At 36.0% G+C, this 23948-nt stretch carries 26 protein-coding genes; 14 read left to right on the top strand and 12 right to left on the bottom strand.

Annotation, left to right across the window (positions count from 1 at the left end; all coding sequences use genetic code 11):
- Positions 1-6 precede the first annotated feature (6 nt).
- Together odhB and apaG are read left to right on the top strand one after the other, a co-directional pair.
- Positions 7-1266, top strand: a complete 1260-nt coding sequence (gene odhB / locus N0B16_RS05170; RefSeq protein WP_262989663.1) for a 2-oxoglutarate dehydrogenase complex dihydrolipoyllysine-residue succinyltransferase — start codon at positions 7-9, stop codon at positions 1264-1266.
- A gap of 83 nt (positions 1267-1349) precedes the next feature.
- Entirely contained in the window at positions 1350-1736 is a 387-nt protein-coding gene (gene apaG / locus N0B16_RS05165; protein ID WP_262989662.1) for a Co2+/Mg2+ efflux facilitator ApaG/CorD, read from the top strand.
- A gap of 6 nt (positions 1737-1742) precedes the next feature.
- Here apaG and N0B16_RS05160 read toward each other — a convergent pair whose 3' ends face one another.
- Genes N0B16_RS05160 through N0B16_RS05150 form a run of 3 tightly spaced genes read right to left on the bottom strand, consistent with a single transcriptional unit; the run spans position 1743 to position 4197 of the window.
- Positions 1743-2297 (bottom strand): 3'-5' exonuclease, encoded by a 555-nt coding sequence (locus N0B16_RS05160; RefSeq protein WP_262989661.1) that lies wholly within the window; start codon positions 2295-2297, stop codon positions 1743-1745.
- A 41-nt stretch (positions 2298-2338) separates the two neighbouring features.
- Positions 2339-3307: a glycosyltransferase family 2 protein gene (locus N0B16_RS05155; RefSeq protein WP_262989660.1), complete on the bottom strand. Its 969-nt coding sequence runs from the start codon at positions 3305-3307 to the stop codon at positions 2339-2341.
- Positions 3308-3312: 5 nt separating this feature from the next.
- Positions 3313-4197 (bottom strand): lysophospholipid acyltransferase family protein, encoded by an 885-nt coding sequence (locus N0B16_RS05150; RefSeq protein WP_262989659.1) that lies wholly within the window; start codon positions 4195-4197, stop codon positions 3313-3315.
- Positions 4198-4275: 78 nt separating this feature from the next.
- Between N0B16_RS05150 and N0B16_RS05145 the strand changes: the two genes are divergently transcribed.
- A complete protein-coding gene (locus N0B16_RS05145; protein ID WP_262989658.1) occupies positions 4276-4830 on the top strand; it encodes a thioredoxin family protein in 555 nt (184 codons plus the stop codon).
- A 28-nt stretch (positions 4831-4858) separates the two neighbouring features.
- Here the strand turns inward: N0B16_RS05145 and N0B16_RS05140 are convergent, their stop codons facing one another.
- The 8 genes from N0B16_RS05140 to N0B16_RS05105 all read right to left on the bottom strand — a co-directional run bounded on the left by N0B16_RS05140 (position 4859) and on the right by N0B16_RS05105 (position 12138).
- Complete coding sequence (locus tag N0B16_RS05140; protein WP_262989657.1) at positions 4859-6220, bottom strand: aldehyde dehydrogenase; 1362 nt, start codon at positions 6218-6220, stop codon at positions 4859-4861.
- Positions 6221-6329: 109 nt separating this feature from the next.
- Positions 6330-6851, bottom strand: coding sequence for a 50S ribosomal protein L9 (gene rplI, locus N0B16_RS05135; RefSeq protein ID WP_262989656.1), 522 nt, complete (start codon positions 6849-6851; stop codon positions 6330-6332).
- 177 nt (positions 6852-7028) lie between these two features.
- Positions 7029-7331, bottom strand: a complete 303-nt coding sequence (gene rpsR, locus N0B16_RS05130) for a 30S ribosomal protein S18 (protein WP_262989655.1) — start codon at positions 7329-7331, stop codon at positions 7029-7031.
- A gap of 32 nt (positions 7332-7363) precedes the next feature.
- Positions 7364-7705, bottom strand: coding sequence for a 30S ribosomal protein S6 (rpsF, locus tag N0B16_RS05125; protein ID WP_262989654.1), 342 nt, complete (start codon positions 7703-7705; stop codon positions 7364-7366).
- A gap of 111 nt (positions 7706-7816) precedes the next feature.
- Positions 7817-9169 (bottom strand): chloride channel protein, encoded by a 1353-nt coding sequence (locus tag N0B16_RS05120; RefSeq protein ID WP_262989653.1) that lies wholly within the window; start codon positions 9167-9169, stop codon positions 7817-7819.
- Between the two features lie 43 nt (positions 9170-9212).
- Complete coding sequence (locus N0B16_RS05115; protein WP_262989652.1) at positions 9213-9833, bottom strand: hypothetical protein; 621 nt, start codon at positions 9831-9833, stop codon at positions 9213-9215.
- An 88-nt stretch (positions 9834-9921) separates the two neighbouring features.
- On the bottom strand, positions 9922-11247 hold the full coding sequence (locus tag N0B16_RS05110) for a dihydrolipoamide acetyltransferase family protein (RefSeq protein ID WP_262989651.1): 1326 nt from the start codon (positions 11245-11247) through the stop codon (positions 9922-9924).
- Between the two features lie 63 nt (positions 11248-11310).
- On the bottom strand, positions 11311-12138 hold the full coding sequence (locus tag N0B16_RS05105) for an SAM hydrolase/SAM-dependent halogenase family protein (RefSeq protein ID WP_262989650.1): 828 nt from the start codon (positions 12136-12138) through the stop codon (positions 11311-11313).
- Positions 12139-12264: 126 nt separating this feature from the next.
- Here N0B16_RS05105 and N0B16_RS05100 point away from each other — a divergent pair, with 126 nt between their 5' ends.
- The 3 genes from N0B16_RS05100 (at position 12265) to N0B16_RS05090 (ending at position 14915) form a co-directional block, all read left to right on the top strand.
- Positions 12265-13221, top strand: coding sequence for a PhoH family protein (locus N0B16_RS05100; protein WP_262989649.1), 957 nt, complete (start codon positions 12265-12267; stop codon positions 13219-13221).
- A gap of 80 nt (positions 13222-13301) precedes the next feature.
- On the top strand, positions 13302-13958 hold the full coding sequence (locus N0B16_RS05095; RefSeq protein ID WP_262989648.1) for a porin family protein: 657 nt from the start codon (positions 13302-13304) through the stop codon (positions 13956-13958).
- Between the two features lie 294 nt (positions 13959-14252).
- Positions 14253-14915: an outer membrane beta-barrel protein gene (locus N0B16_RS05090; protein ID WP_262989647.1), complete on the top strand. Its 663-nt coding sequence runs from the start codon at positions 14253-14255 to the stop codon at positions 14913-14915.
- 134 nt (positions 14916-15049) lie between these two features.
- On the opposite strand, the gene ffh is transcribed toward N0B16_RS05090, so the two are convergent.
- Complete coding sequence (ffh, locus tag N0B16_RS05085) at positions 15050-16411, bottom strand: signal recognition particle protein (protein WP_262989646.1); 1362 nt, start codon at positions 16409-16411, stop codon at positions 15050-15052.
- 458 nt (positions 16412-16869) lie between these two features.
- On the opposite strand from ffh, the gene atpB reads away from it, so the two are divergent.
- The 8 genes from atpB (at position 16870) to N0B16_RS05045 (ending at position 23939) form a co-directional block, all read left to right on the top strand.
- Entirely contained in the window at positions 16870-18021 is a 1152-nt protein-coding gene (atpB, locus tag N0B16_RS05080; protein ID WP_262989645.1) for a F0F1 ATP synthase subunit A, read from the top strand.
- A 38-nt stretch (positions 18022-18059) separates the two neighbouring features.
- On the top strand, positions 18060-18278 hold the full coding sequence (locus tag N0B16_RS05075) for an ATP synthase F0 subunit C (RefSeq protein ID WP_034711425.1): 219 nt from the start codon (positions 18060-18062) through the stop codon (positions 18276-18278).
- 102 nt (positions 18279-18380) lie between these two features.
- A complete protein-coding gene (locus N0B16_RS05070; protein ID WP_262989644.1) occupies positions 18381-18875 on the top strand; it encodes a F0F1 ATP synthase subunit B in 495 nt (164 codons plus the stop codon).
- A gap of 2 nt (positions 18876-18877) precedes the next feature.
- Positions 18878-19417, top strand: a complete 540-nt coding sequence (gene atpH / locus N0B16_RS05065) for an ATP synthase F1 subunit delta (RefSeq protein ID WP_262989643.1) — start codon at positions 18878-18880, stop codon at positions 19415-19417.
- Between the two features lie 10 nt (positions 19418-19427).
- Positions 19428-19922, top strand: coding sequence for a hypothetical protein (locus N0B16_RS05060; protein ID WP_262989642.1), 495 nt, complete (start codon positions 19428-19430; stop codon positions 19920-19922).
- A gap of 31 nt (positions 19923-19953) precedes the next feature.
- On the top strand, positions 19954-21531 hold the full coding sequence (atpA, locus tag N0B16_RS05055; protein ID WP_262989641.1) for a F0F1 ATP synthase subunit alpha: 1578 nt from the start codon (positions 19954-19956) through the stop codon (positions 21529-21531).
- Between the two features lie 84 nt (positions 21532-21615).
- Positions 21616-22485 carry an ATP synthase F1 subunit gamma gene (gene atpG / locus N0B16_RS05050; protein WP_262989640.1) on the top strand — a complete coding sequence of 290 codons (870 nt, stop codon included), beginning with the start codon at positions 21616-21618 and terminating at the stop codon, positions 22483-22485.
- Positions 22486-22580: 95 nt separating this feature from the next.
- Positions 22581-23939 (top strand): hemolysin family protein, encoded by a 1359-nt coding sequence (locus tag N0B16_RS05045; RefSeq protein WP_262989639.1) that lies wholly within the window; start codon positions 22581-22583, stop codon positions 23937-23939.
- The last annotated feature ends 9 nt before the right edge of the window (positions 23940-23948 follow it).

Here is a 23948-nt window from a genome sequence, read left to right as displayed (position 1 = left end):
ACTCATATGTCAATTTTAGAAATGAAAGTTCCTTCACCGGGAGAATCAATTACAGAAGTTGAAATTGCAACTTGGCTTGTAAAAGATGGTGATTATGTAGAAAAAGATCAACCTATCGCTGAAGTAGATTCAGATAAAGCAACTCTTGAATTGCCTGCCGAACAAAGCGGAATTATCACTTTAAAAGCTGAAGAAGGTGATGTGGTACAAGTAGGACAGGTGGTTTGTTTAATTGATATGGATGCGGCAAAGCCTGAAGGTGCTGCGGCTCCTGTTGCTGCAGAAGCTCCAAAAAAAGAAGAAGCGCCTAAAGCTGCTGAACCTGTAAAAACAGAAACTCCAAAACCTGCTGAAAAGCCGGCTGCCCCTCAATCGTACGCAACAGGAGCTCCTTCTCCTGCGGCGAAGAAAATCCTTGACGAAAAAGGGATTGATGCTGCTCAGGTTTCAGGACAGGGTAGAGATGGAAGAATTACCAAATCAGATGCCGAACTGGCTGCTGTTCCTGCAATGGGAGGAAATTCATTCACGGCTACAGGAGCAAGGTCTACCACAACTACAAAACTTTCTGTTCTTAGAAGAAAAATTGCTCAGAGACTGGTTTCTGTAAAAAATGAAACAGCGATGCTGACTACTTTCAATGAGGTTGACATGTCTGAAATCTTTAGATTAAGAAAACAATATAAAGATGAATTTGCTCAGAAGCATGGAGTAGGACTTGGTTTCATGTCTTTCTTTACAAAAGCGGTTACCAGAGCATTGCAAATGTATCCTGATGTAAATGCATCTATTGACGGAGATTTTAAAATTAATTATGATTTTTGTGATATTTCGATTGCGGTTTCCGGTCCTAAAGGATTGATGGTTCCTGTATTGAGAAACGCAGAAAATATGTCTTTCAAAGGGATTGAAGCCAATATCAAAGATTTGGCAACCAAAGTAAGAGACGGAAAAATTACCGTTGACGAAATGACAGGAGGTACATTTACCATTACCAATGGAGGTACTTTCGGGTCAATGATGTCTACACCGATTATTAATCCCCCTCAATCTGCAATTCTGGGAATGCATAATATCATCCAGAGACCGGTTGCGGTTGACGGACAGGTCGTTATACGTCCGATGATGTACGTTGCAATGTCTTATGACCACAGAATTATCGATGGAAAAGAGTCTGTAGGCTTCTTGGTAGCAGTAAAAGAAGGAATTGACAATCCTGTTGGGATTTTAATGGGAGGCGATGAAAAAAGAGGATTAGAGTTATAATAAATCATACCGATCTATATTTACAATCTCGCCTTTTTAAAAAAAGGCGAGATTTTTGTTTAGATAATAAAAAAACGAATACAATGTTTTCAAAAGTTACTTCAAATATAAAAGTTTCGGTAATTCCTGAATACGACATTAAAAACAGTTATCCATCAGAAAACCGTTTTGTTTTTAAATATAATATTGTGATTGAAAATGAAGGAGGATTCCCCATTAAAATTTTAAAAAGAAAATGGCTGATTTTTGATGTTGGGTTTGGCTTTACAGAAGTGGTAGGAGACGGTGTTATCGGTTTAACGCCGGAAATTAACCCCGATGATCACTTTACGTATTTTTCTAATGTAATGCTTCGTTCCGGAGTGGGAAATATGAGTGGAAAATATCTTGTGAGAAATGAAGAAACACAGGATAATTTTGAAGTTGATATTCCTAAATTTAATTTGCTTTCAGAGATTTTAAGCAACTAAAGTCTATTACAGTTTTTTTAATTTAGATTCAAAATACTGCATAACTTCATCATTCGTAGTGATGAATAATTTTTCAAAAGCCAGTAAAGAAATTCTGGCGCACGCTTCCGCATCATCTCCCGCTCTGTGATGATTAAACTTAATCTGATGATATTCCGCAAGATGTTTTAACCCATATCTGGGTAAATAATTCCAGGATTTTTTAGCCAGCTGAATGCTGCACAGATAATTTAGTTTCGGTTTAAACATTCCGTAATGATCAAGACAGCTTCTTAAAACTCCTGCATCAAAACTCGCATTATGGGCGATCATCAAAGTTCCGTACATCATTTCCTCTACTTCATACCAAATATCATCAAACGTAGGAGAATCTTTCACATCATGCGGTAAAATTCCGTGAACATCAATATTTCTCTGACTAAAATAGGGAAAGCTGGGAGGTTTAATCAGCCATGTTTTTGTGGCAACTACCTCAGAATTTTCTACAATGCAAATACCCAGCTCACAGGCCGAGTTTCTCTCGTAGGTTGCAGTTTCAAAATCAATGGCACAAAAATCCATGTTTCAATAGTGAATTATAAAATTAACTTAAAATTTTATCATTACATAAAATGTTTGAAAATCAACCATTTCGTCTGATAATAGGTTTTAATCTGTTTTTTCTGTCGGAGCTTTAATGTTCCCGGGATTTGCATATAGAATCCGTAATGCGCTCTGAGAACGGCCCAGAAATGCGAAAAACCATACTTATAGGCAAAATAAAATGCAGCAAGACCATCTAAAATCATCCTTGCAATAATAACCCAGAATATACTTGAAAAAGGCAGGTTTTTCAGCAGCATCAAAAGGTTATTGCGGATGTTCAGATAGGTTTTCTGAGGGCTTTGTTTGTTTAAAGTTCCACCGCCTACATGATAAACGGTTGATTTCCCGGTGTAATAAATTTTCCGTCCCGAATTTTTCAGTCTCCAGCACAGATCTATTTCTTCCTGATGCGCAAAAAATCTCGCATCAAAACCATCCTGATTCCAGAAATCTCTTGAGCGAATAAATAAACAACATCCTGAAGCCCAGAAAACTTCTGTTTCATCATCATATTGGCCATTGTCTTCTTCGGTATTGTCAAAAATACGGCCTCTGCAGTAGGGATAGCCCAAGTTATCAATCAGTCCTCCCGCTGCACCCGCAAACTCAAAATATTTCTTATTGCTGTATGAACGTATTTTCGGCTGAATGGCAGCGATTTCGGGATCTTTTTCAAAGAGGTGTAAAATAGGTTCAATCCATCCATCCGTAACTTCTACATCCGAATTTAAAAGACAGTAATACTCTGCGTCGATTTTCTTTAAGCCTTCATTATAGCCTCCTGCAAAGCCATAGTTTTTATTATTTTTTATAATGTTAACATCAGGAAAATTCAGTTGTAAAAAAGAAACGGAGTCATCCGTTGACAGATTATCAATGACATACACTTCAGCACTTTGAGAATAATCCGTCACACTGGGAAGAAATTTTTCTAACCAGCTTTTTCCGTTCCAGTTGAGAATGACAATGGCTAATTTTTCCGGCATGACTGCTATAGTTTTTCAGAATCAAAATTTTTGATAGAACTCTGATATTTCCATTTTCTGTGAGACCAAAGATAATTGTCGGGGCGCTTTTTGATGGTATTTTCCAGCAGCTGATGAAATTTTTTCACCACCTCATTGTTGACAAACTTTTCACCTTCAGGCATTATTCGATGATAATTGATCTGATAAAGACCGCGTTTTACTTTCTGCATTTCACAGTAAATAAAAGCCAGATCCATTCTTGTAGCCAGTTTATCATACCCGATAAAAGCAGGCGTTCTTTGATTAAGAAACTCCAGACCATAATTGACATGCGCCACATGCGGAGTCTGGTCTGCCACGAACAGATATATAGAATCTCCGTCATTTTTGCTTCTGAAAATATTGAGAATCACTTCATTGGCTTCTAAAGCTTCATTTCCGAATTTACTTCTTACTTTTTTCATCTGATTCTCCCAAAAACTGCTGTTTACTTTTCTGTAAACAGGGTGGCAGTTTTTTTGCGGAACAATCGTTGCCAAAGCATTCATCCATTCCCAATTAAAAACATGGCCAGCCAAAAGAATAATATTTTTCCCTTCTTTTTTTGCATCATGAAATACCTGCTGATTGATATGCTGCATCCTTACTCTGGTCTCTCTTTCAGACATGGTAAATGATTTTACCGTTTCAGCGAGATAATCTGAGAAATTTAAATAAAATTTCTTTCTGATTTCTGCAATTTCATGGTCCGTTTTGTCGGGAAATGAGTTTTTAATATTCTGGGTAATGATTTTTTTTCTGTATCCTACTACATAATGGTTTAAATAGAAAATAATATCCGAAAAAATATATAATATTTTCAGCGGCATCTTTGATATAAAGTAAAGTATTTTAATCAGAAAGTTCATAAAGTAGGCAAATTTAGTAAAAAAAAATTATGGTTTCATTTTTGATGATCATAAGTATTATTTTTTTAATTTTAAAGTATGAAAAAGTTGTCAAAAAATATTGTACTATTAGTTTCATTATCGTTCGGATCTCTTGTTTTTGCACAGGCTCAATCTACGATAAATACTTCTGATAATGCAGCAAATCAGGAAGCTTTGAAAAAAGCAGCACTTGAAGAAAAGGCAAAATTGCCTAAACCTTATGATCCCAAAGCGGATGCAGAGAAAGATATTGAAAAATTGGTGGCTCGAGCCGGAAAGGAAAATAAAAATGTTATGATTCAAGCCGGCGGAAACTGGTGCATCTGGTGTCTGCGTTTTAATCAATATGTGCAAACCACTCCGGAATTGAAAAAACTGGTCAATGAAAATTATCTTTATTACCATTTAAATTATTCCCCGGATAATAAAAATGAAAAAGTTTTTGCGAAATATGACAATCCTGGAGATAAATTCGGATATCCTGTATTTATCATTCTTGACAAAGACGGTAAAGTGCTGCATGTACAGCAAAGCGATGTTTTAGAGGAAGGAAAAGGCTACAGCCTTGAAAAAGTAAAAGCTTTTTTTAATACATGGACGACAAAATCATAGAAAAAACCGAGAACATTCTCGGTTTTTTTTATAAAAGTTTTTTAATCCACTTCTTTTTATTCTCTGAGTAGGGTGGATATTTCAGATCCGGCTCTCCCCAAGTTGCTTTGTCAAGAACTGCTTTTTGGTGCGAAAAAGTTTCGAAACCGAATTTTCCGTGATAATTCCCCATCCCGGAATTCCCAACACCCCCAAACGGAAGATTATCATTTCCCAGGTGCATAATTACGTCATTGATGCAACCTCCGCCAAAAGACAATTTATTGATAAACATTTCTTTTTCTTCTTCTTTATCAGTAAACAGATAGGCTGACAAAGGTTTTTCAAGTTCCAGAATATCATTCAGAGCCTGGTGAAAATTGATGAATGAGATAACCGGTAAAATAGGGCCGAAAATTTCTTCCTGCATTATGTGATCTTCCCAACTAATGTTATGCAGAATGGTCGGCTCTATAAATCTTTTTTCTTCATTAAAATTTCCCCCTGCATATATTTTATCGTGATCAATCAGCCTGGTTAGTCTGTTGAAATTTCTTTGATTGATGATTTGAGTATACTGTTCAGAATCAGGTTCGTATTTAAACTCAGAAATATATTTTTTCAATAATTCCAAAAACTGTTCTCTTACCGTTTCTTCAACCAAAATATAATCCGGTGCTACACAGGTTTGTCCGGCATTTAAAAATTTTCCCCAGACAATTCTTTTAGTGGCAATTTCCAGATTTGCATCTTTTGTGACAATAACGGGTGATTTTCCGCCTAATTCCAGTGTAACGGGAGTGAGATGTTCCGCTGCAGCTTTGTAGACAATCTGGCCTACTTTTGTGCTTCCCGTAAAAAATATTTTATCAAACTTCAGTTTCAGGATTTCAGTTGTTTCCTCAATTCCGCCTTCAACAACATGAATGTATTCCGGAGGGAAGTTTTCGTTAATGATTTTTGCCATCGCTTTCATCGCATTTTCGGCGATCTCACTTGGTTTGAGGATACAGCAGTTTCCTGCTGCTATAGCGGCGATAAGAGGCGATAATGAAAGCTGGTAAGGATAATTCCAGGCTCCGATTACCAGTGTGCAGCCAAGAGGCTCAGAAAAAATTTTACTGCTTCCGATCTGATTGGCTAGATTGGTCTTTACTTTTTTAGGCTTAGAAAGAGAATTGAGATTTTTAAGGTAATAATCAATATCCTTTAAGATAAAAGAAATCTCAGTAGTATAGGTCTCAAATTCAGATTTCCCAAAATCCAGATGGATGGCTTCATAAAGCATCTTCTCATGATCTGCTATTACTGTGCGCAATTTCTCCAAGTACATTTTTCTGAATTTTACATTTTTGGTTTTTTGCGTCTTAAAAAATTCTCTCTGGGCAGAGATCAGATCTGTATAATTCATTTTTTCTATTTTTTTCTGATAGTGATATATTCTAAAAAATATGCCAAAGTATAGATAAAAAAAACCACTCCGTAAAGAGTGGTTTAATATTTTAAGAAAAATTTTGTTCTTATGCTTCTTCAGAAGATGTTTCTTCTTCTACTTTAGCTTTTGGAGCCGGTTTTGGAGCTGGAGCAGCTGGTGGAGCATCAGAAACAATATCAAATTCAAAGTTATATTCCACATTTCTGTGTAATCTGATGATTGAAGTTACTTTACCAGTTCTTTTGATCGTGTTTCCAGGAATTTTGATATATTTCTTATCTACTTCAACACCTGCCTTAGAAAGCGCTGCAGAAAGATCTGCATTGTTGATAGATCCGAATAATTTATCACCAGAACCTACTTTTGCAGGAATCGTGATAGAAGTTTTCTTCAACTGCTCAACTTTAGCGTTTGCAGCAGCAACTAATTTAGCTTCTTCTTCTTTTCTAGCTTCCAAAGTAGCTTCAAGAGTAGCTTTGTTTTTAGGAGTTGCCAAAAGAGCGATCCCTTGAGGTAATAAGAAGTTTCTTGCGTACCCAGGCTTTACATTTACTGTATCAAATTCAAGACCTAAATTTTCTACGTCTTTTTTAAGGATAATTTCCATTGTTGTTGTCCGTTTTTAGTTTTAGAGAAAAGAGGAAAGAAAGAAGATGAAAGACATTGTCTCAGAAATTTTTTCTTTTCTTTAGTCTAAAAATCGTTAGAATTAATTATTTATTCAGCAACTTAAAAAAAGAGAAAAAGACCGGAATCTTTTCTCTTTTCTCTTGTCTTTTTTGTCTTATTTTAATAAGTCAGCTACATAAGGCATCATTGCAAGGTGTCTTGCTCTTTTGATTGCCGAAGAAACTTTTCTTTGATATTTTAAAGAAGTACCGGTGTATCTTCTTGGTAAAATCTTACCTTGCTCGTTTACAAATTGTAATAAGAAATCAGCATCTTTATAATCTACGTGCTTGATTCCGAATTTTTTGAATCTACAATATTTCTTTTCAGATTTTGTATTGATATCAAGCGGAGTAAGGAATTTTACTTCAGATTCACCTCCAGCTGAGGCTTGTTTAGCCATATCATCTATTGCCATGTCTTTGTCTTTTTTTAAATTTGGGTTAGTAATTAAGCTCTTGAAGCTTTAAGTTTAGTTCTTCTAGTTACGGCGTACTCTACAGCATGCTTGTCTAGTTTTGTAGTAAGGTAACGAATTACTCTTTCGTCACGTTTGAATGCCAATTCAAGATCAGCTACTACAGTTCCTTCACCTTTAAACTCGATTAAAGTGTAGAATCCATTCTTTTTAAGTTGAATAGGATAAGCCAGTTTCTTTAATCCCCAATTTTCTTTAGTGACAATTTCACAGTTCTTTTCTTTGATAAGATCTTCAAATTTTTTCACTGCTTCCTCCACCTGAGCATCAGATAGAACGGGAGTTAAAATGAAAACAGTTTCGTAATTGTTCATAATGTTAAATGAATTTGTTAATTATTTCGAGGTGCAAAAATATGGATTTTATTTATAATACACAATAAACACGGCAGCGATATTGTAAAATTTGAATTATTTTGTTTAAACTTATTCATCTTTTCTGATTTCCTTTAAAAAATTCACTTTTAAAACATCATACAAAGAATGTCTGCTTACCAGAAGCGAGATTAGTGAAGAGATCATTCCTGCCAACATGAGGTGGAATATCAGTGAATGCCGGTCGGTCATTTCCAGTACAATAATCGCAGAAGTAAACGGCGCTCTTGTAATACCGGTCAGAAAAGCGACCATTCCCGCCAGAATCACGACATTGGTTTCATTCGGGCTCAGGTGAATCATCCCTGAAATCACAGAACCGACACTCGCTCCTGCAGTAAGCGCGGGTGCGAAAATTCCGCCTGCGCCGCCTGATGTGAAAGATAGGGCAGGACCCAACATTCTGAGAAGAGGGACGTACCAATTCTCGTTTTTATTTTCCGTAAACAGCACTCGTTCCATAATATGTTTTCCGGATCCGAGAATTTCTTTACTTATAAAAAAAGAAATACTTGCAATGAATAATGCACATATAATCAGGAAAATAACATTAGAGCGGTCCGTTTTGAGTTTTCTCTTTTTCCAGTCGGAAATTTTTAGCATAATGACAGAAAGCTGGCTTGCAAAAACACCAGCTACTCCTGCAACCAGAATAATTGGAAACATTACCATCAAACTAACGTCATTGGTTTTCGGATAACCAAGATAAAGATAAGACCCCGCCAAAGTCTGGGCCGTTAAACCAGCAATAATGACAGCGGTAAAAAGTGCTGTCTTAAAATAATTGATGTGTGTTTTCGAGAGTTCTTCCACAGCAAATACAATTCCTCCGAGTGGAGTGTTGAAAGCGGCGGCAAGACCGGCTGCAGCTCCTGTCATAATCATATTTTTCTTGGATATTTTAGGCCACCACTCAGGAAGATATTCGTTCACTTTTCTGAAAATGGAACCTGCAATCTGAATGGTGGGCCCTTCACGACCGACTGCACCGCCACCCATTACTAAAACGACGGATGAAATAATTTTAAAAACAATAATCTTTAAACTTAAAAGGCTCCTGATCTTGGTATGCTCTTTAGGATTTGCCAATTCTACCGCTGCCATCACCTGTGGAATTCCGCTGCCTTTCGCGTTAGGAGCAAATTCTTTTACCAGCCACCAGGAAAGTACGAAGCCAATAGGCGCCATGATAAAAATAGTCCAGTCATGCCATTTCATGATGAATTCTAATAGTTCTTCTCCCCACGAAAAGATTTTAGCATACATCACCGCGAAAAAACCGGTAATTACTGAGCCTATCCAAAACGGTATTGCCTGGAGCAGATTATGTTTCAGGCGTTCGTTCCGGATATTGTCAAAAGATTTCTTGATGCTTCTGCGGAAAAGGTTGAAAATTTTGAACATATCTCAAATTTCGGTTTTTTTTTGTTAAAATGAAAATTTAAGTTTAAATCTCATTTAAAAATTCCGAAATCTGCAAAAGCCGAGGTAATGATAGTTTTTTAGGTAAACCGAAACTTAGAACATTATTTTTGACTTCAAGTTGGAAATCTTTATCGGGAAATGATTTTAAAAGCTGTCTTGTGGATTTATTTAAGAATTTTTTGGTTTCTGTTTCATTTTTACATAAAACATAGAAAGTTTTGCTAAAGTCTCGGTCATTTTTAAAGTCAATATCGAAATTTTTAAAAATCTCAGTGATTTTATCCGAAAAGGTTTCTTTTCTTATTACTATATCTCCAAAATCTTCACCCAGTTCTTTTAATCCCCACACTTTTAAATATTCTTTCGAGGTTGAACCATATTTGCTGTTGTAACGCACAATTCTGGTTATAATGTAAAGATAAAATGAACTACTTTCACTTTGAACCAGATAACTAATGTGAGGGATAAAATCTTGATTTTCTACAATTGGTTTGAACCTAGATAGTGGGGTATCTTTAACATCAATAATTGAAATCTTATATATTTCACACAACCTGTCATAGACTTTGAAAATTTGTACTTTCTGCTCTTCAGTAAACCTAAATAATTTATTTCTGTTTATTTCTTTAAAGTTAAAGTTCATCTGTATAATTTAAAAATTAATGAGATGTAAATCTAAATAAAAACCTCCGAAAAATTTCCGGAGGCTATATATTAATAAGTTAAGTATTTTACACTTCTGTATTCATATCCCAGTTCTGAAGGTAATCGTGTACATGTTTCAGGAACATCCCTCCAAGAGAACCGTCTACTACTCTGTGATCGTAAGAGTGAGACATAAACATCAATTGGCGAATCGCAATTACATCCCCGTCTTTGGTTTCAAGAACTGCCGGTTTTTTCACGATGGCTCCGATCGCCAGAATAGCAACCTGCGGTTGTGGAATAATAGGAGTTCCCATTAGATTTCCGAAACTTCCTACGTTTGAGATCGTGTATGTTGCTCCCTGAGTATCTTCTGGTCTTAGTTTTTTATTTCTGGCTCTGTATGCCAAATCATTTATTGCTTTTGCCAGACCGGAAAGAGATAGCTGATCAGCATTTTTAATTACGGGAACAATAAGATTTCCATCCGGTAAAGCGGTCGCCATACCGATATTGATATTTTTCTTCTTAATAATGTTATCTCCGTTTATGGAAACATTAATCATGGGATAATCCTGAATTGCTTTTACAATTGCCTTTACAAAAATCGGCATGAACGTCAGTTTCTCACCTTCCCGTTTTTCGAAAAGATCTTTATGTTTATTTCTCCATTTTACAACATTGGTAACATCTGTTTCGATGAAAGAAGTTACGTGAGGAGCCGTCTGTTTTGCCTTCACCATATTTTCAGCGATGATTTTTCTCATTCTGTCCATAGGAATGATTTCGTCACCTGCAGCGGCAGAAATGGTAGCCGCCGGAGCAGAAGCAGCCGCCGGTTGTGGAGCAGATACGGCTTGTTGTACAGGAGCAGCTTGCTGTTGCGTTGATTGTTGAGGCTGGTTTCCTCTGTTGGCAACGTGTGCCAAGATATCTTCTTTGGTAATTCTTCCTTCCAAACCGCTTCCTTTGATGGTTTTCAGTTCAGATTCAGAAATGTTTTCCTGTTGTGCGATTGATTTTACAAGAGGTGATAAATAGAGGTCTCCTGAAAATTCTACATGAGATGTTGCAGTCTGCGCCAAAGGTTCTTCAATTGCTTTGATGGTATCTGCATCCGGAGCTGAAACTTCAGTTTTGGTTTCCTCCGCATTACTGTTTCCGCCTTCTCCCTGAATTTCTAAAATGGCAATGGCTTCACCTACTTTAGCAACTTCATCTTTCTGCTTAAGGATTTTTACAATTTTTCCCGAAACAGGCGTCGGAACGTCCGAATCTACCTTGTCTGTTGCAATTTCTACTACCGAATCATCTTCTTTTACCTGATCACCTTCATTAAACAACCAAGTGATAACAGTAGCTTCCATCACACCTTCACCCATGGAAGGAAGCAATAATTTGTATTCTGCCATTTTCTAATTTTAGATTTTGACAAATATATAAAAAAAATCGGTTTTTTTAGGGAATAGATAATGTTAGAAAAATTCTATATAGATGTTTTCGCCTACATTAAGCCCGAAAAGGGTTTTGGCCCCGTTCTTTTTGCTGCCTTTGTAAATGGTGAGCTCGAGTTGTTGGATGTCATTGAAAATAGCTGCAGACTGCCCGTGATATTCGGTTTCCCGCTCCCAATCGGAAACCACTTCTGTATGGCTGGAATAGATTTTTGAAAGACTTAGGTTCCTGAATTTGATGGTAAAATTTTCAGAACCTTTTCCTACAGTTTCAAAAAAATCTTTACTGATATTTGATATTATATTTCCGAAATTATCAATATACATGACTTCACCAATAATCATTTTTTCAGCTTCGTTATACACCGGTTTTGGAAATAAAAGCTGCTTGGTGGTTTTGATTTTCCTTCCGATCACTTCCGGAAGCCCGCCGTTTGCCAAATGTACCGCTACAGGTACAAATACATCAGTAGAAGTAAAATGAACAATATCATCAAATCTGTTATTTAAGGTAATTTCATAGACGGCTTCAGGTTTGATATCAAAAAAAATCAGGCTCAAAAGACCATTATCAGCAGCGAGAAAATAAGACCCGTCTGATTTGTACAGGATATTTTTCCTGGATTTGTGAAAAAAACTGTCAACAGAAATGATGTGTATGCTTCCTTTCGGGAAATACCGGTATGCATTTCTCACGATGTAAGAAGTCTGGATAAGATTATAAGCCTGAATATCATGGGTGATATCAATAGTCTGAACTTCAGGGTTCAGCGAAAGTATTTTTCCTTTCATCGCCGAGACTCTGTAATCTAAACGTCCGAAATCTGAGGTAAGGGTTATAATCGACATTAGAATAAAATGTATGGAATTGCAAATTTATCTAAAATAAAAGAAAAGGTATAAATTTTGTGGATAAGAATTTTAGATAAATCTAAAAAAAAACCTTTACATTTAAAATCTAAAATAAATATTTGCATGTTTGAATTAACATATGATTTAGAAGGTATTGATTCAAAAAACTTCTACGGAGTTAATAACCAATATTTCAATTTAATAAAATCCAGCTTTCCAACCATAAAAATCACCGGGAGAGACCACCATATTTTCGCAATGGGTAATCAGGAAGCTCTTGATATCTTTAAACTCAAGCTGGATGATATCGTCAGTTTTATTTCAAAAAATAATTCTATTGCCCTTAAAGATGTAGAGAATATTCTTAATATAAAAGATGAAAACGAAAAACAACTCGTTTTTGATCAGGATATCATTGTAAAAGGAGTCAACGGAAAAATTATAAAAGCTAAAACCACCAATCTTAAAAAGCTCGTTAAAGAAACCGAAAAGAAAGACATGGTTTTTGCAATAGGACCGGCCGGAACAGGAAAAACCTATACCAGTGTAGCTTTGGCAGCAAAAGCTCTAAGAGATAAGGAAGTTAAGAGAATTGTTCTAACACGTCCTGCTGTGGAAGCCGGTGAGAGTCTCGGCTTTTTACCGGGAGACCTCAAAGAGAAGCTGGATCCTTACTTGCAACCCTTATATGATGCGCTCCGTGATATGATCCCGCATGAAAAGCTAGAAGGTTTTATGGAGAAAAAGGTAATCGAAGTTGCACCTTTGGCCTTTATGAGAGGAAGAACGCTGGATGATGCCTTTGTGATCCTGGATGAAGCACAGAATACGACTCATGCACAGATGAAAATGTTTCTGACAAGGATGGGAATGAATGCCAAATTTATCATTACCGGAGACCCCACACAAATTGATTTGCCTCCAAAACAGCATTCCGGGCTAAAAGAAGCAATGCGAATTCTAAAAGAGGTAAAAGAGATAGGATTTGTATATCTTACGGAAGAAGATGTGGTGAGACATCCGGTGGTGAAGAAAATCATCCTTGCTTATAACGAGGAAGACAAACGAAATCAAGGGTAATTTCGAAATTTATAAAATTATTTTGCAGTTCTATAAAAAGTGATATATTTGGCACGGAAAAATTTTTAACTTTTTATATTATGAAAAAACTTTTATTAGTGGGAACTTTAGCTCTTTTGGGAGCAAACGTAAGTGCGCAGGAAACAAGATTTGGTGTGAAAGCAGGCTACTCCATGTCTACCATTAAAGTAGATGAAGATCAGGATGATCTGGAAGAGAGAAATACAGATCCTTCTCACACGTTTTATGTAGGAGGACTTGTTGAGCACAAATTCAATGATAATTTTGGGATTCAGGGGGAATTATTATATTCACCACTCGGAGGAAAAGAAGACTATAACGCAAGTGAAGATCAGGTTTATTTCAGAGAAAAATCAAAACTAACTTTCGGAACGCTTTTGATTCCGGTTTCTGCAAAGTATTTTATCAGTGAAAACTTCTCAGTTTCTTTAGGAGCAAGTTTTGGTTTAATTCTTTCTGCAAAACAGAAAACTGTGATTGATGCAGGAATAGGAATTCCAGGTCTGGAACTTGAAGGAGATGATGAAGTAGATATTAAAGATGAAGTAAATACCTTGAATATTGCACCTTTCTTAGGGGCAGAATTTGCTTTAGAGAACGGATTATTTTTTGATGCAAGATATAACTACGGTATTTCTGACCTTTCTAAAAGTGAAGGTAAAGTAACGAACAGCTTTTTACAAGTTGGTGTAGGTTTCAAATTCGGAGGTAATTAAAAGAATATTCTAAACAAATACATAAGCAGGGCATAACGTCCTGCTTTTTTTGTGATTGCATTTTTCTTATTATAAATCAGAAAAAATATTTAAAATAAAGCGATATCCTTATACAGTTGAAGAATTGTAATTTTTTTTTTAATACTATTAATAATAAATATTTAAATCTTATCAATGTTTTTTTTATTAAAAAAAGCTAATATTCATGCCTGATATTAATCACATTAACAAATTTTAATATTATGATGTGCTGCTATAAATTTGCACCCATAAAATTAATAAACTTATACTATCATGAAAAAATTATTAGTAGCAAGTGCCGTAGCACTTTTCGGATTATCAAATGCTCAGATTGCTAAAGGAACTGTTTATGTTTCAGGACAGGTAAACTATTCTCAGTTAGAAGACAATAATGATGATTCTAAAGTAGAAAGCTTCAGAATCCTTCCAACTGTAGGATTTTTTGTAGCTCCGAATTTAGCTATCGGTACCGGGATTGGATATCAAAGTGATAAATTTACTACGACTACTACAAATGTATTCGGTCCTTCAACTAATGTTTCAACTTCTGAAGATACACAATCTGCATTCGTTGTAAGTCCTTTCGTAAGAAAATACTGGACTTTAGGAGATAAATTATATTTCTTCGGACAGCTTGAAGTTCCAATGGAATTTGGTAAATTTAAATCTGAAGGAACTTCTACTACCACAACAGGAAGCACTGTAACAACAGCTTCAACCTCTACTGAAACCAATTATACTGCTATAGGAGTAAATGTTAAGCCAGGTTTAGATTATTTCTTAAATAAAAACTGGACTATCGAAGCGACTATCGGTGAATTCGGTTACAACACTGCTAAATTAGATGTTGATGGTGCTGAAAACGTAAACAACTTCAACTTCGGATTGAACTTATCTTCAGTTACTATCGGTGTAAAATATGTTTTCGCTAAGTAATTAGTCAATACAGTAATAAACAAAAATCCTAAGAGTTTACTCTTAGGATTTTTTATATAACACTATAAAAAAAGCAGCAGAATTTGTTCTGCTGCTTTTTTTATTTTAATAGAAAATAAAACTATTCCCGCAAACTATTTCCCCTGCATTCCGCCCATTCCCGGCATATTCGGCATTTTGCTCATCATTTGCATCATCTGTTTTCCCTGAGGTCCCTGCATCATTTTCATCATTTTTCCCATCTGGTCAAACTGCTTCATCAGTTGATTTACATCTTCTATCTTTCTTCCGGCACCTTTGGCAATTCTATTTTTTCTCTGGGTATTGATAATTGAGGGTCTTCTTCTTTCGTCCGGAGTCATAGAATAGATAATAGCTTCAATATGTTTAAAAGCATCATCGCTGATCTCCACATCTTTAATGGCTTTTCCCACTCCCGGAATCATTCCCATCAAATCTTTCATATTACCCATTTTCTTAATCTGGTTGATCTGTTTTAAGAAATCATCAAAGCCAAACTCATTTTTAGCAATTTTTTTGTGAAGTTTTTTCGCTTCCTCTTCATCAAACTGTTCCTGCGCTCTTTCCACCAAAGAAACAACATCTCCCATTCCTAAAATCCTGTCTGCCATTCTTTCAGGGTAGAAAAGATCAAGGGCTTCCATTTTTTCTCCGGTAGAGATAAATTTAATAGGTTTTTCAACCACAGAACGAATCGTTAAGGCAGCTCCACCACGGGTATCACCGTCTAATTTGGTTAACACAACCCCGTCAAAATTCAAAGCTTCATTGAAGGCTTTTGCCGTGTTTACAGCATCCTGACCCGTCATTGCATCTACAACGAATAACGTTTCATTAGGCTTGATAAAATAATGAACAGATTTGATCTCATTCATCATCTGCTCGTCAATCGCAAGACGACCGGCCGTATCCACAATCACCACATCGTGGCCGTTTTGTTTTGCAAAGCTGATCCCGTTTTCTGCGATGGTAGAAGGATTCGTTGCACCTTCCTCTGTATATACGGAAACTCCGATCTGTTGTCCGAGAACTTTTAACTGCTCAATCGCAGCGGGACGATATACGTCACATGCAACCAATAAAGGTTTTTTGGTTCTTTTGGTTTTTAAATAATGAGCAAGCTTTCCTGAAAAAGTGGTTTTACCTGATCCCTGAAGACCGGCAATTAAAATAACACTCGGTTTCCCTGAAAGATTAATACCTTCCTGAGAACCTCCCATTAAATCTACCAGCTCATCATGAACAATTTTGGTCATCAATTGTCCCGGAGTAAGAGAAGTAAGAACGTTTTCGCCTAAAGCTTTATCCTGAACTCTTTTGGTAAGATCTTTAGCTACTTTATAATTTACGTCGGCATCCACCAATGCTCTTCGGATTTCCTTTACGGTTTCCGCAACGTTGATTTCGGTGATTTTTCCACGACCCGAAAGATTATGAAGTGCTTTGTCTAATTTATCCTGTAAACTGTTGAACATATTGATTATAAATTATAGTGTGCAAAAATAAGGAATTTTTAATAATTAAGCAGATATAGTCTTCCGGATTTATTTTGAATATCAATTATAATTCTATTTTTGCAAAATGAATTGGGTTGATCACTGCATTGTCGTTTTTTTAATTGTATTCTTAAATAGTATTGTTTACCTTATTTTTAAAAAATTTCTATATGGTAAGCAGGATTCGGGAATAAAGTTTCTTACTGTTAATATAGCAAAAGATATTGTCTGGCTGGCTGTATCGTTGGTGATCATTGATAAGACAAAAAATAATTTTCTTTTTCTGATAATTTGCTTTATCATTGCTTCTGTGCTTATATACGCATCTGTAATAAGAAAGATTAACAAATCCTGATTTTTTTGATGATAAAAATCAATTTTTAATATTGGTAAAGTTTAATAAAATCAATATATTTGCACACGATTAAAAAAGAGATATGAACAGAAAAGTTTCTTCATTATTTTTCGCATTTTTATTTGTGTTTATCAGTAGTTTTGCTGCTGCACAGCATGAATCTGAAGGGGAAAAATCAGCTGAAAAAGTAGAGCATAAAGGGGAAGAAAAGCCTTTCAATGCTACTAAAATGATCATGGAACACATTGGTGATTCTAACGAATGGCATTTATGGACTACTAAAGATGAAAAAGGTGAAGAGCATCATACTTCTATTCCGTTGCCTATCATTATTAAAGACAATGCAGGATGGCACACTTTCTTATCTAAAGATATCGCTCACGGCCACGAACATGAAGGGTATACTTTGCACGACGGACAGGTAGTTTCTACAACGGGAGTACAAAAAGCAACTCTTTTTGCGATAATCTCAGGAAAACAAAAATCAAACGAAGTTTTCTTTGATATGTCTATTACCAAGAATGCTGCTTCTATGTTTTTATCGGTTATTTTTATGATGATAATTTTCATGGGCATGGCAAGGAATTATAAAAAATCTCAGCTGCCAAAAGGAGCAGGGAAATTATTAGAGCCTGTAATTGTATTTATCAGAGACGAAGTGGCTATTCCAAACATCGGTTCTGTAAAATATAAAAGATATATGCCGTATTTATTAACCGCATTTTTCTTTATCTGGTTCAATAACCTTTTCGGATTGATCCCTTTCTTTCCAGGAGGGTCAAACCTTACCGGGAATATCGCAATCACAGCAGTATTGGCAATTATTACTTTATTGATAACATTATTCAGTGCCAATAAAGATTACTGGAAACACATCTTTATGCCGCCAGTTCCGATTTTATTGTACCCGATTATGGTACCAATTGAAATTATCGGGATCTTCACTAAGCCTTTTGCTTTAATGATGCGACTTTTCGCCAATATCACGGCAGGTCACATTATGATCCTGGCAATTATCTCTTTGATCTTTATTTTTAAATCACCATTTTTAGGATTTGCATCTGTACCTTTAGCATTATTTGTTTCTGTATTGGAACTTTTAGTAGCAGCATTACAGGCATATATATTTACCGTATTGTCAGCATTGTTTATCGGTATCGCAGTGGCAGAACACGACCACGATCATGCACACAATGATGATGACAGTGTAGGTCACGACACAATGGTAGCTTAATTAAACGAAAAATAATTTTAACTAAATATTTATTTATTATGGACATCACAACTGGAGCAGGATTAATTTACGTAGGAATCGGTTTGGCAGTATTAGGAGTAGGTCTTGGTATTGGTAAAATCGGTGGGCACGCTATGGATGCTATCGCTAGACAACCGGAACAAGCTGGTAAGATTCAAGGAGCAATGCTTATTGCTGCAGGTCTTATTGAAGGTGCTGGTCTTATCGCGATCATCTTTGGTGCTTTCATCAAGTAATTATCCTCAGAAAAAACATTCTTAGCAGTGAAGCGGTTGGCTGCTGCTAAGGATTTTTAAAAGAGATCCATAAATTATTACATTAAAAAAAGAATTACAGATATGGGAATTATAGAACCTGGAATTGGACTTTTGTTTTGGATGACGCTTACTTTTGTTATCCTGTTGTTTATCCTTGCTAAATTTGCCTGGAAACCAATTGTAAATGCAGTAAATGACAGAGAGGCTTCTATTGTTGATGCCTTGAATCAAGCTAAATTGGCGAAAAAAGAAATGGAAGATCTTAAATCTGATAACGAAAGAATTATCCGTGAAGCTAAAATCGAAAGAGATTCTATCCTTAAAGAAGCAAGAGAAATTAAAGACAGAATTGTAGGTGAAGCGAAAGATGTTGCAAAAGCGGAAGGAGATAAAATGATCGAAGCGGCGAAGCAAACCATCAATGCAGAAAAGAATGCTGCAATGTCTGATATCAGAACTCAAATTGGGGCTCTTTCTGTAAATATTGCAGAATCAATCTTGCAGAAAAATCTTGAGAACACAGAAGCTCAGAATGAGTTGGTTCAGAATTATTTAAACAAATCAAATCTTAACTAAGAATGCTTACATCTAAAGTAGCTAAAAGATACGCACAAGGTTTACTGGATTTTACAAACGAATCCGGACAAACCGCTGCTGTATTTTCTGAAATGAAGGATGTTACGAAACTCATGTCCGAGTCTGAAGATTTGAACAAGTTTTTTAAGACCCCTTACATTGATGCAAAAAAGAAAGCAGAAGTAGCCAAAGAAATTTTTAAAGGCTTTTCACCGGTTTCTCAGAATTTGGTTACTTTAGTGATCAGACAGGGCCGTGAAAGCCATCTGAGAAATATCGCACAGGAGTTTATCAATAAAGTGGAAGATATTAACGGAGTTCAGAGAATTACACTTACCACGGCGACCCAGCTTTCAAAAGACAATATTGATCAGATTTTAAGATCTACCGATTTGGTGAAAGCCAATTCCAATTTTGATCTTAAAATGAATATCAATCCAGAAATTTTGGGAGGCTATATTTTAAGAGTAGGTGATCAGCAGATCGATGCATCTGTAAAATCTAAGCTTAATAATATCAAAAAAGATTTTCATTTAAACTAACACTATTTAGATGAAGAAAATTTTATTTAGTTTTATGCTTATTGTTTCCTGTTTAGCTTTTGGTCAAGATGTTAAGATGAAAAAGGGTATTGTAACTATTGATGATAAAGAATGGGCTAAATATGATGGTTGTGGTTTTTTAGATGCAGACTGTTCAATTCAGAAAAATGATAGTGAAATTGCAATTGTTCTTCATAAGGTTAATGATATTGCTAAAAGCGATCGATATAATCAAAAAGGAGATTTTTCATGGGGTGAAGTTAAATTTCTAGGAACCAATTTATCTTATGATGTAAAAGAAACTTGCAAATCTACTATTAAAGCTCTTTATAAAGCAGGTGTATTTAATGAAGATGGAAGTTTCAATATGGATAAAGTTAATAGACTTGTTGAGAAATATGGTTTACCATATTCAAAACAATATTATCAGAATAATCCTACTCAAACAGTTATTATTCAAGACACAAGACCCACAAGCGGTGTTAATATCAGTATAGGAAGATAAAAATTTTTTAAAAAGAAAAAACAACCATATAATGGCAGAAATAAATCCGGCAGAAGTATCTGCGATCTTAAAACAACAGTTGGCCAACTTCGACACTCAATCAAACGTTGAGGAAGTAGGTACAGTTTTAACCATCGGTGATGGTATTGCTCGTGTATACGGGTTAGAAAATGTACAGTACGGTGAGTTGGTAAAATTTGCTAGCGATGTAGAAGGTATCGTACTTAACCTGGAAGAAGACAACGTAGGGGTCGCTCTTTTAGGAGAAAGTAAATTGGTAAGAGAAGGAGATACAGTAAGAAGAACAAACAGAATCTCTTCTATTAAAGTAGGAGAAGGCATGTTGGGTAGAGTAGTGGATACGCTTGGTAACCCAATCGACGGTAAAGGTCCTATTGAAGGTGAGCTTTATGAAATGCCATTGGAAAGAAAAGCTCCCGGAGTAATCTACAGACAACCGGTAACTGAACCTTTACAGACGGGTATTGTTGCAATCGACTCTATGATTCCTGTAGGAAGAGGGCAAAGAGAGCTGATCATTGGTGACAGACAAACAGGTAAAACTACTGTTGCAATTGATACGATCATCAACCAAAAAGAATTTTATGATGCTGGTCAGCCAGTATATTGTATATATGTTGCGATCGGACAAAAAGCGTCTACCGTAGCACAAATCGTTAAAACACTTTCTGATAAAGGCGCTTTAGCATACACCGTAATTGTTGCTGCAAATGCTTCAGATCCGGTTCCGATGCAGGTGTACTCTGCAATGGCAGGTGCTTCTATCGGTGAGTTCTTCAGAGACACAGGTAGACCGGCATTGATCATCTATGACGATTTATCTAAACAGGCGGTTGCATACCGTGAGCTTTCCCTATTGTTGAGAAGACCACCGGGACGTGAAGCTTATCCTGGAGACGTTTTCTATCTTCACTCAAGATTGTTGGAAAGAGCGGCAAAAGTAATCGCTGATGATACCATTGCAAGCCAGATGAATGATTTACCGGAGTCACTAAGACCTATAGTAAAAGGAGGAGGTTCATTAACGGCACTTCCGATTATTGAAACTCAGGCAGGTGACGTTTCTGCGTATATCCCGACCAACGTAATCTCTATTACAGACGGACAGATCTTCTTGGAGTCTGACTTGTTTAACTCAGGGGTTCGTCCTGCAATCAACGTAGGGATCTCAGTATCAAGAGTTGGAGGGAATGCTCAGATCAAATCTATGAAAAAAGTTTCTGGTACTCTTAAATTAGACCAGGCTCAGTATAAAGAATTGGAAGCGTTTGCTAAATTCGGTTCAGACCTTGATGCTTCTACTTTAGCGGTAATCTCTAAGGGGGAAAGAAACGTTGAGCTTCTAAAGCAGCCGGTAAACTCTCCGCTTCCTGTAGACAGCCAGGTTGCAATGATTTACGCAGGTACGGAAAACTTAATGAGAAACGTTCCTATTAAAAAAGTAAAAGAATTCCAGGTTGAATATATTGCTTTCTTAAGATCTAAGCACCCGGAAACAATGGCTGCAATCAAAGCAGGTAAAATCGATAACGATATTACAGGTGTTCTTAAGCAGGCTGCTAATGATTTAGCTTCAAAATATAACTAAAATTAGTTGATGATTGTTGGTTGATAGTTGACAGAATTTTCTAAAACTAGCAACCAACAACCGACAACCAACAACTAACCTAATATGGCAAACTTAAAAGAAATACGAGGAAGAATCAGTTCAATTTCATCTACGATGCAAATTACCCGTGCTATGAAAATGGTTTCCGCTGCGAAACTGAAGAAAGCACAGGATGCCATCGTAATGTTGAGACCGTATTCTGAAAAATTGCAGGAAATCATCCAGAATGTAAATTCAAGCTCAGATCCTGATCAGGTTTCTATTTATGCTCAGAAAAGAGAAGTTAAAAGAGTGCTTTTTATTGCGGTAACTTCTAACAGAGGTTTGGCAGGAGCATTCAATTCAAATATTGTAAAAGAACTGAATATTCAGTTTCAAAATAACGCGCAATACGAAATAGAAGTTCTTACCATTGGTAAAAAAGCCTACGACGCAGTGAGAAGAAACCGTACGGTATTTTCAAATGAAAGCAGCGTTTTTGATAAACTGAGCTTTGATGTGGTTTCTAATGTTACGGAATCTGTAATGACGAGCTTCAAAGAAGGAAAGTTTGATGAAGTTTATTTAATTTACAATAAGTTTATCAATGCGGCTACTCAGGACGTTACTACAGAGCAGCTTCTTCCTATTTCCATGATTGAAAATGATGCTGCTGAAACTCAGGTTGAAACAGATTATATCTTTGAACCGGACAGAAATGAAATTTTGGATAATTTGATTCCTAAATCAATCAAAACCCAGGTTTTCAAAGCGGTTTTAGATTCCGTAGCTTCCGAGCATGGTGCGAGAATGACCGCAATGCACAAAGCAACAGACAATGCACAGGAATTGAAAAATGACTTGGTAATTTTCTATAATAAAGCAAGACAGGCAGCCATTACAAACGAAATCTTAGAAATCGTTTCCGGAGCGGAAGCCTTGAAAAATTCATAAAAAAAATAAAAATATTTTTAAGCATCGATATATTCGGTGCTTTTTTTGTTAGTTTTATTTTGTATATCTTTGTATCATAAATTATAATCTTCTAAATGGACTCTGACATAGTCAGGCTTTTATTAGCCTTGTTTCTTGTTTTATTAAATGGCTTTTTCGTAGCCGCAGAATTTTCAATTGTTAAAGTTCGTTATTCACAAATTCAGATCAAAGCTGCTGAAGGTAATTCTATGGCCAAACAGGCAGAACACATCATTAAGCATCTTGATGAGTATCTCTCTGCAACTCAGCTTGGTATTACGTTGGCTTCCCTTGCATTAGGTTGGGTAGGTGAAAGTGCGCTGCATCATATAGTGCAAAATATTTTCAGCTCGTTGAGTATTGATCTTGCTGAAACTACCATTACAACAATTTCCGTAGTCACCAGTTTTGTTTTGATTACCGTAATGCATATTGTGTTCGGAGAATTAATTCCGAAATCCATTGCTATCCGAAAGTCTGAAGCAACAACAATGGCTACTGCAGTGCCTTTAAGAGTATTTTATACCGTTTTCAAACCTTTTATCTGGTTAATGAATCTGATGTCAAATACTTTTTTAAGACTGATAAAAATTCACCCGGCTTCCGAGCAGGAAATTCATTCCACAGAAGAGCTCCAGCTTTTGGTTAAACAAAGTGCAGACAGTGGGGAAATCGAGGAAGAGAATTATGAAATTATCAAAAATGCATTCGATTTCACAGACCATTCTGCAAAGCAGATCATGGTTCCGAGGCAAAATATTACATCAATTGATTTTGCTGAAGATCTCAGCGAGATTATCAACAAAATAATGGATAGCGGATATTCGCGTATTCCTGTGTATGAAAACTCTATTGATAATATTATCGGTGTTTTTTACACCAAAGAAATCATAAGAGAATTCGTTAAAAGAAAAGGGGTATTGAGCCACGAAGATCTCCGGGAGTTGATGCGTGAATCATTCTTCGTTGTTGGAAGCAAGAAAATTTCAGATTTACTGAAGATTTTCCAGCAGAAAAAACAGCATTTAGCTATTGTTATTGACGAATTTGGCGGTACGGAAGGAATTATTACGTTAGAAGATATTTTGGAAGAACTGGTAGGGGAAATTCAGGATGAAGAAGATGATGAAGAAAAACTGGTTGATAAAGTAGGAGATAATATCTATTGGGTAAAAGCTACTCAGCCTTTGGACGAGATCAACGAATCGCTGCCCAAAAAACTTACTGTTTCAGAGGAAAGCGAATACAATACTTTAGCGGGATTTATTCTGCATGCTTTAGCAGATATTCCTGAAGAAAACCAGGAATTTGACTTGGAAAATTACCATTTCAAGATCTTAAAGATGAATAATAAAAGCGTTGAGATGGTGGAACTGACTTACCATGAACCCAACATCGTTGACGATATTTTAGACAAACTTGGAGAAGATTAAATTTTTTTA

The sequence above is a fragment of the Chryseobacterium gilvum genome, assembly GCF_025628965.1.
GTDB classification, from domain to species: domain Bacteria; phylum Bacteroidota; class Bacteroidia; order Flavobacteriales; family Weeksellaceae; genus Chryseobacterium; species Chryseobacterium gilvum.
The sequence above is the reverse complement of the archived record's forward strand: the minus strand, read 5'-3'. Positions and strand labels throughout refer to the sequence as shown.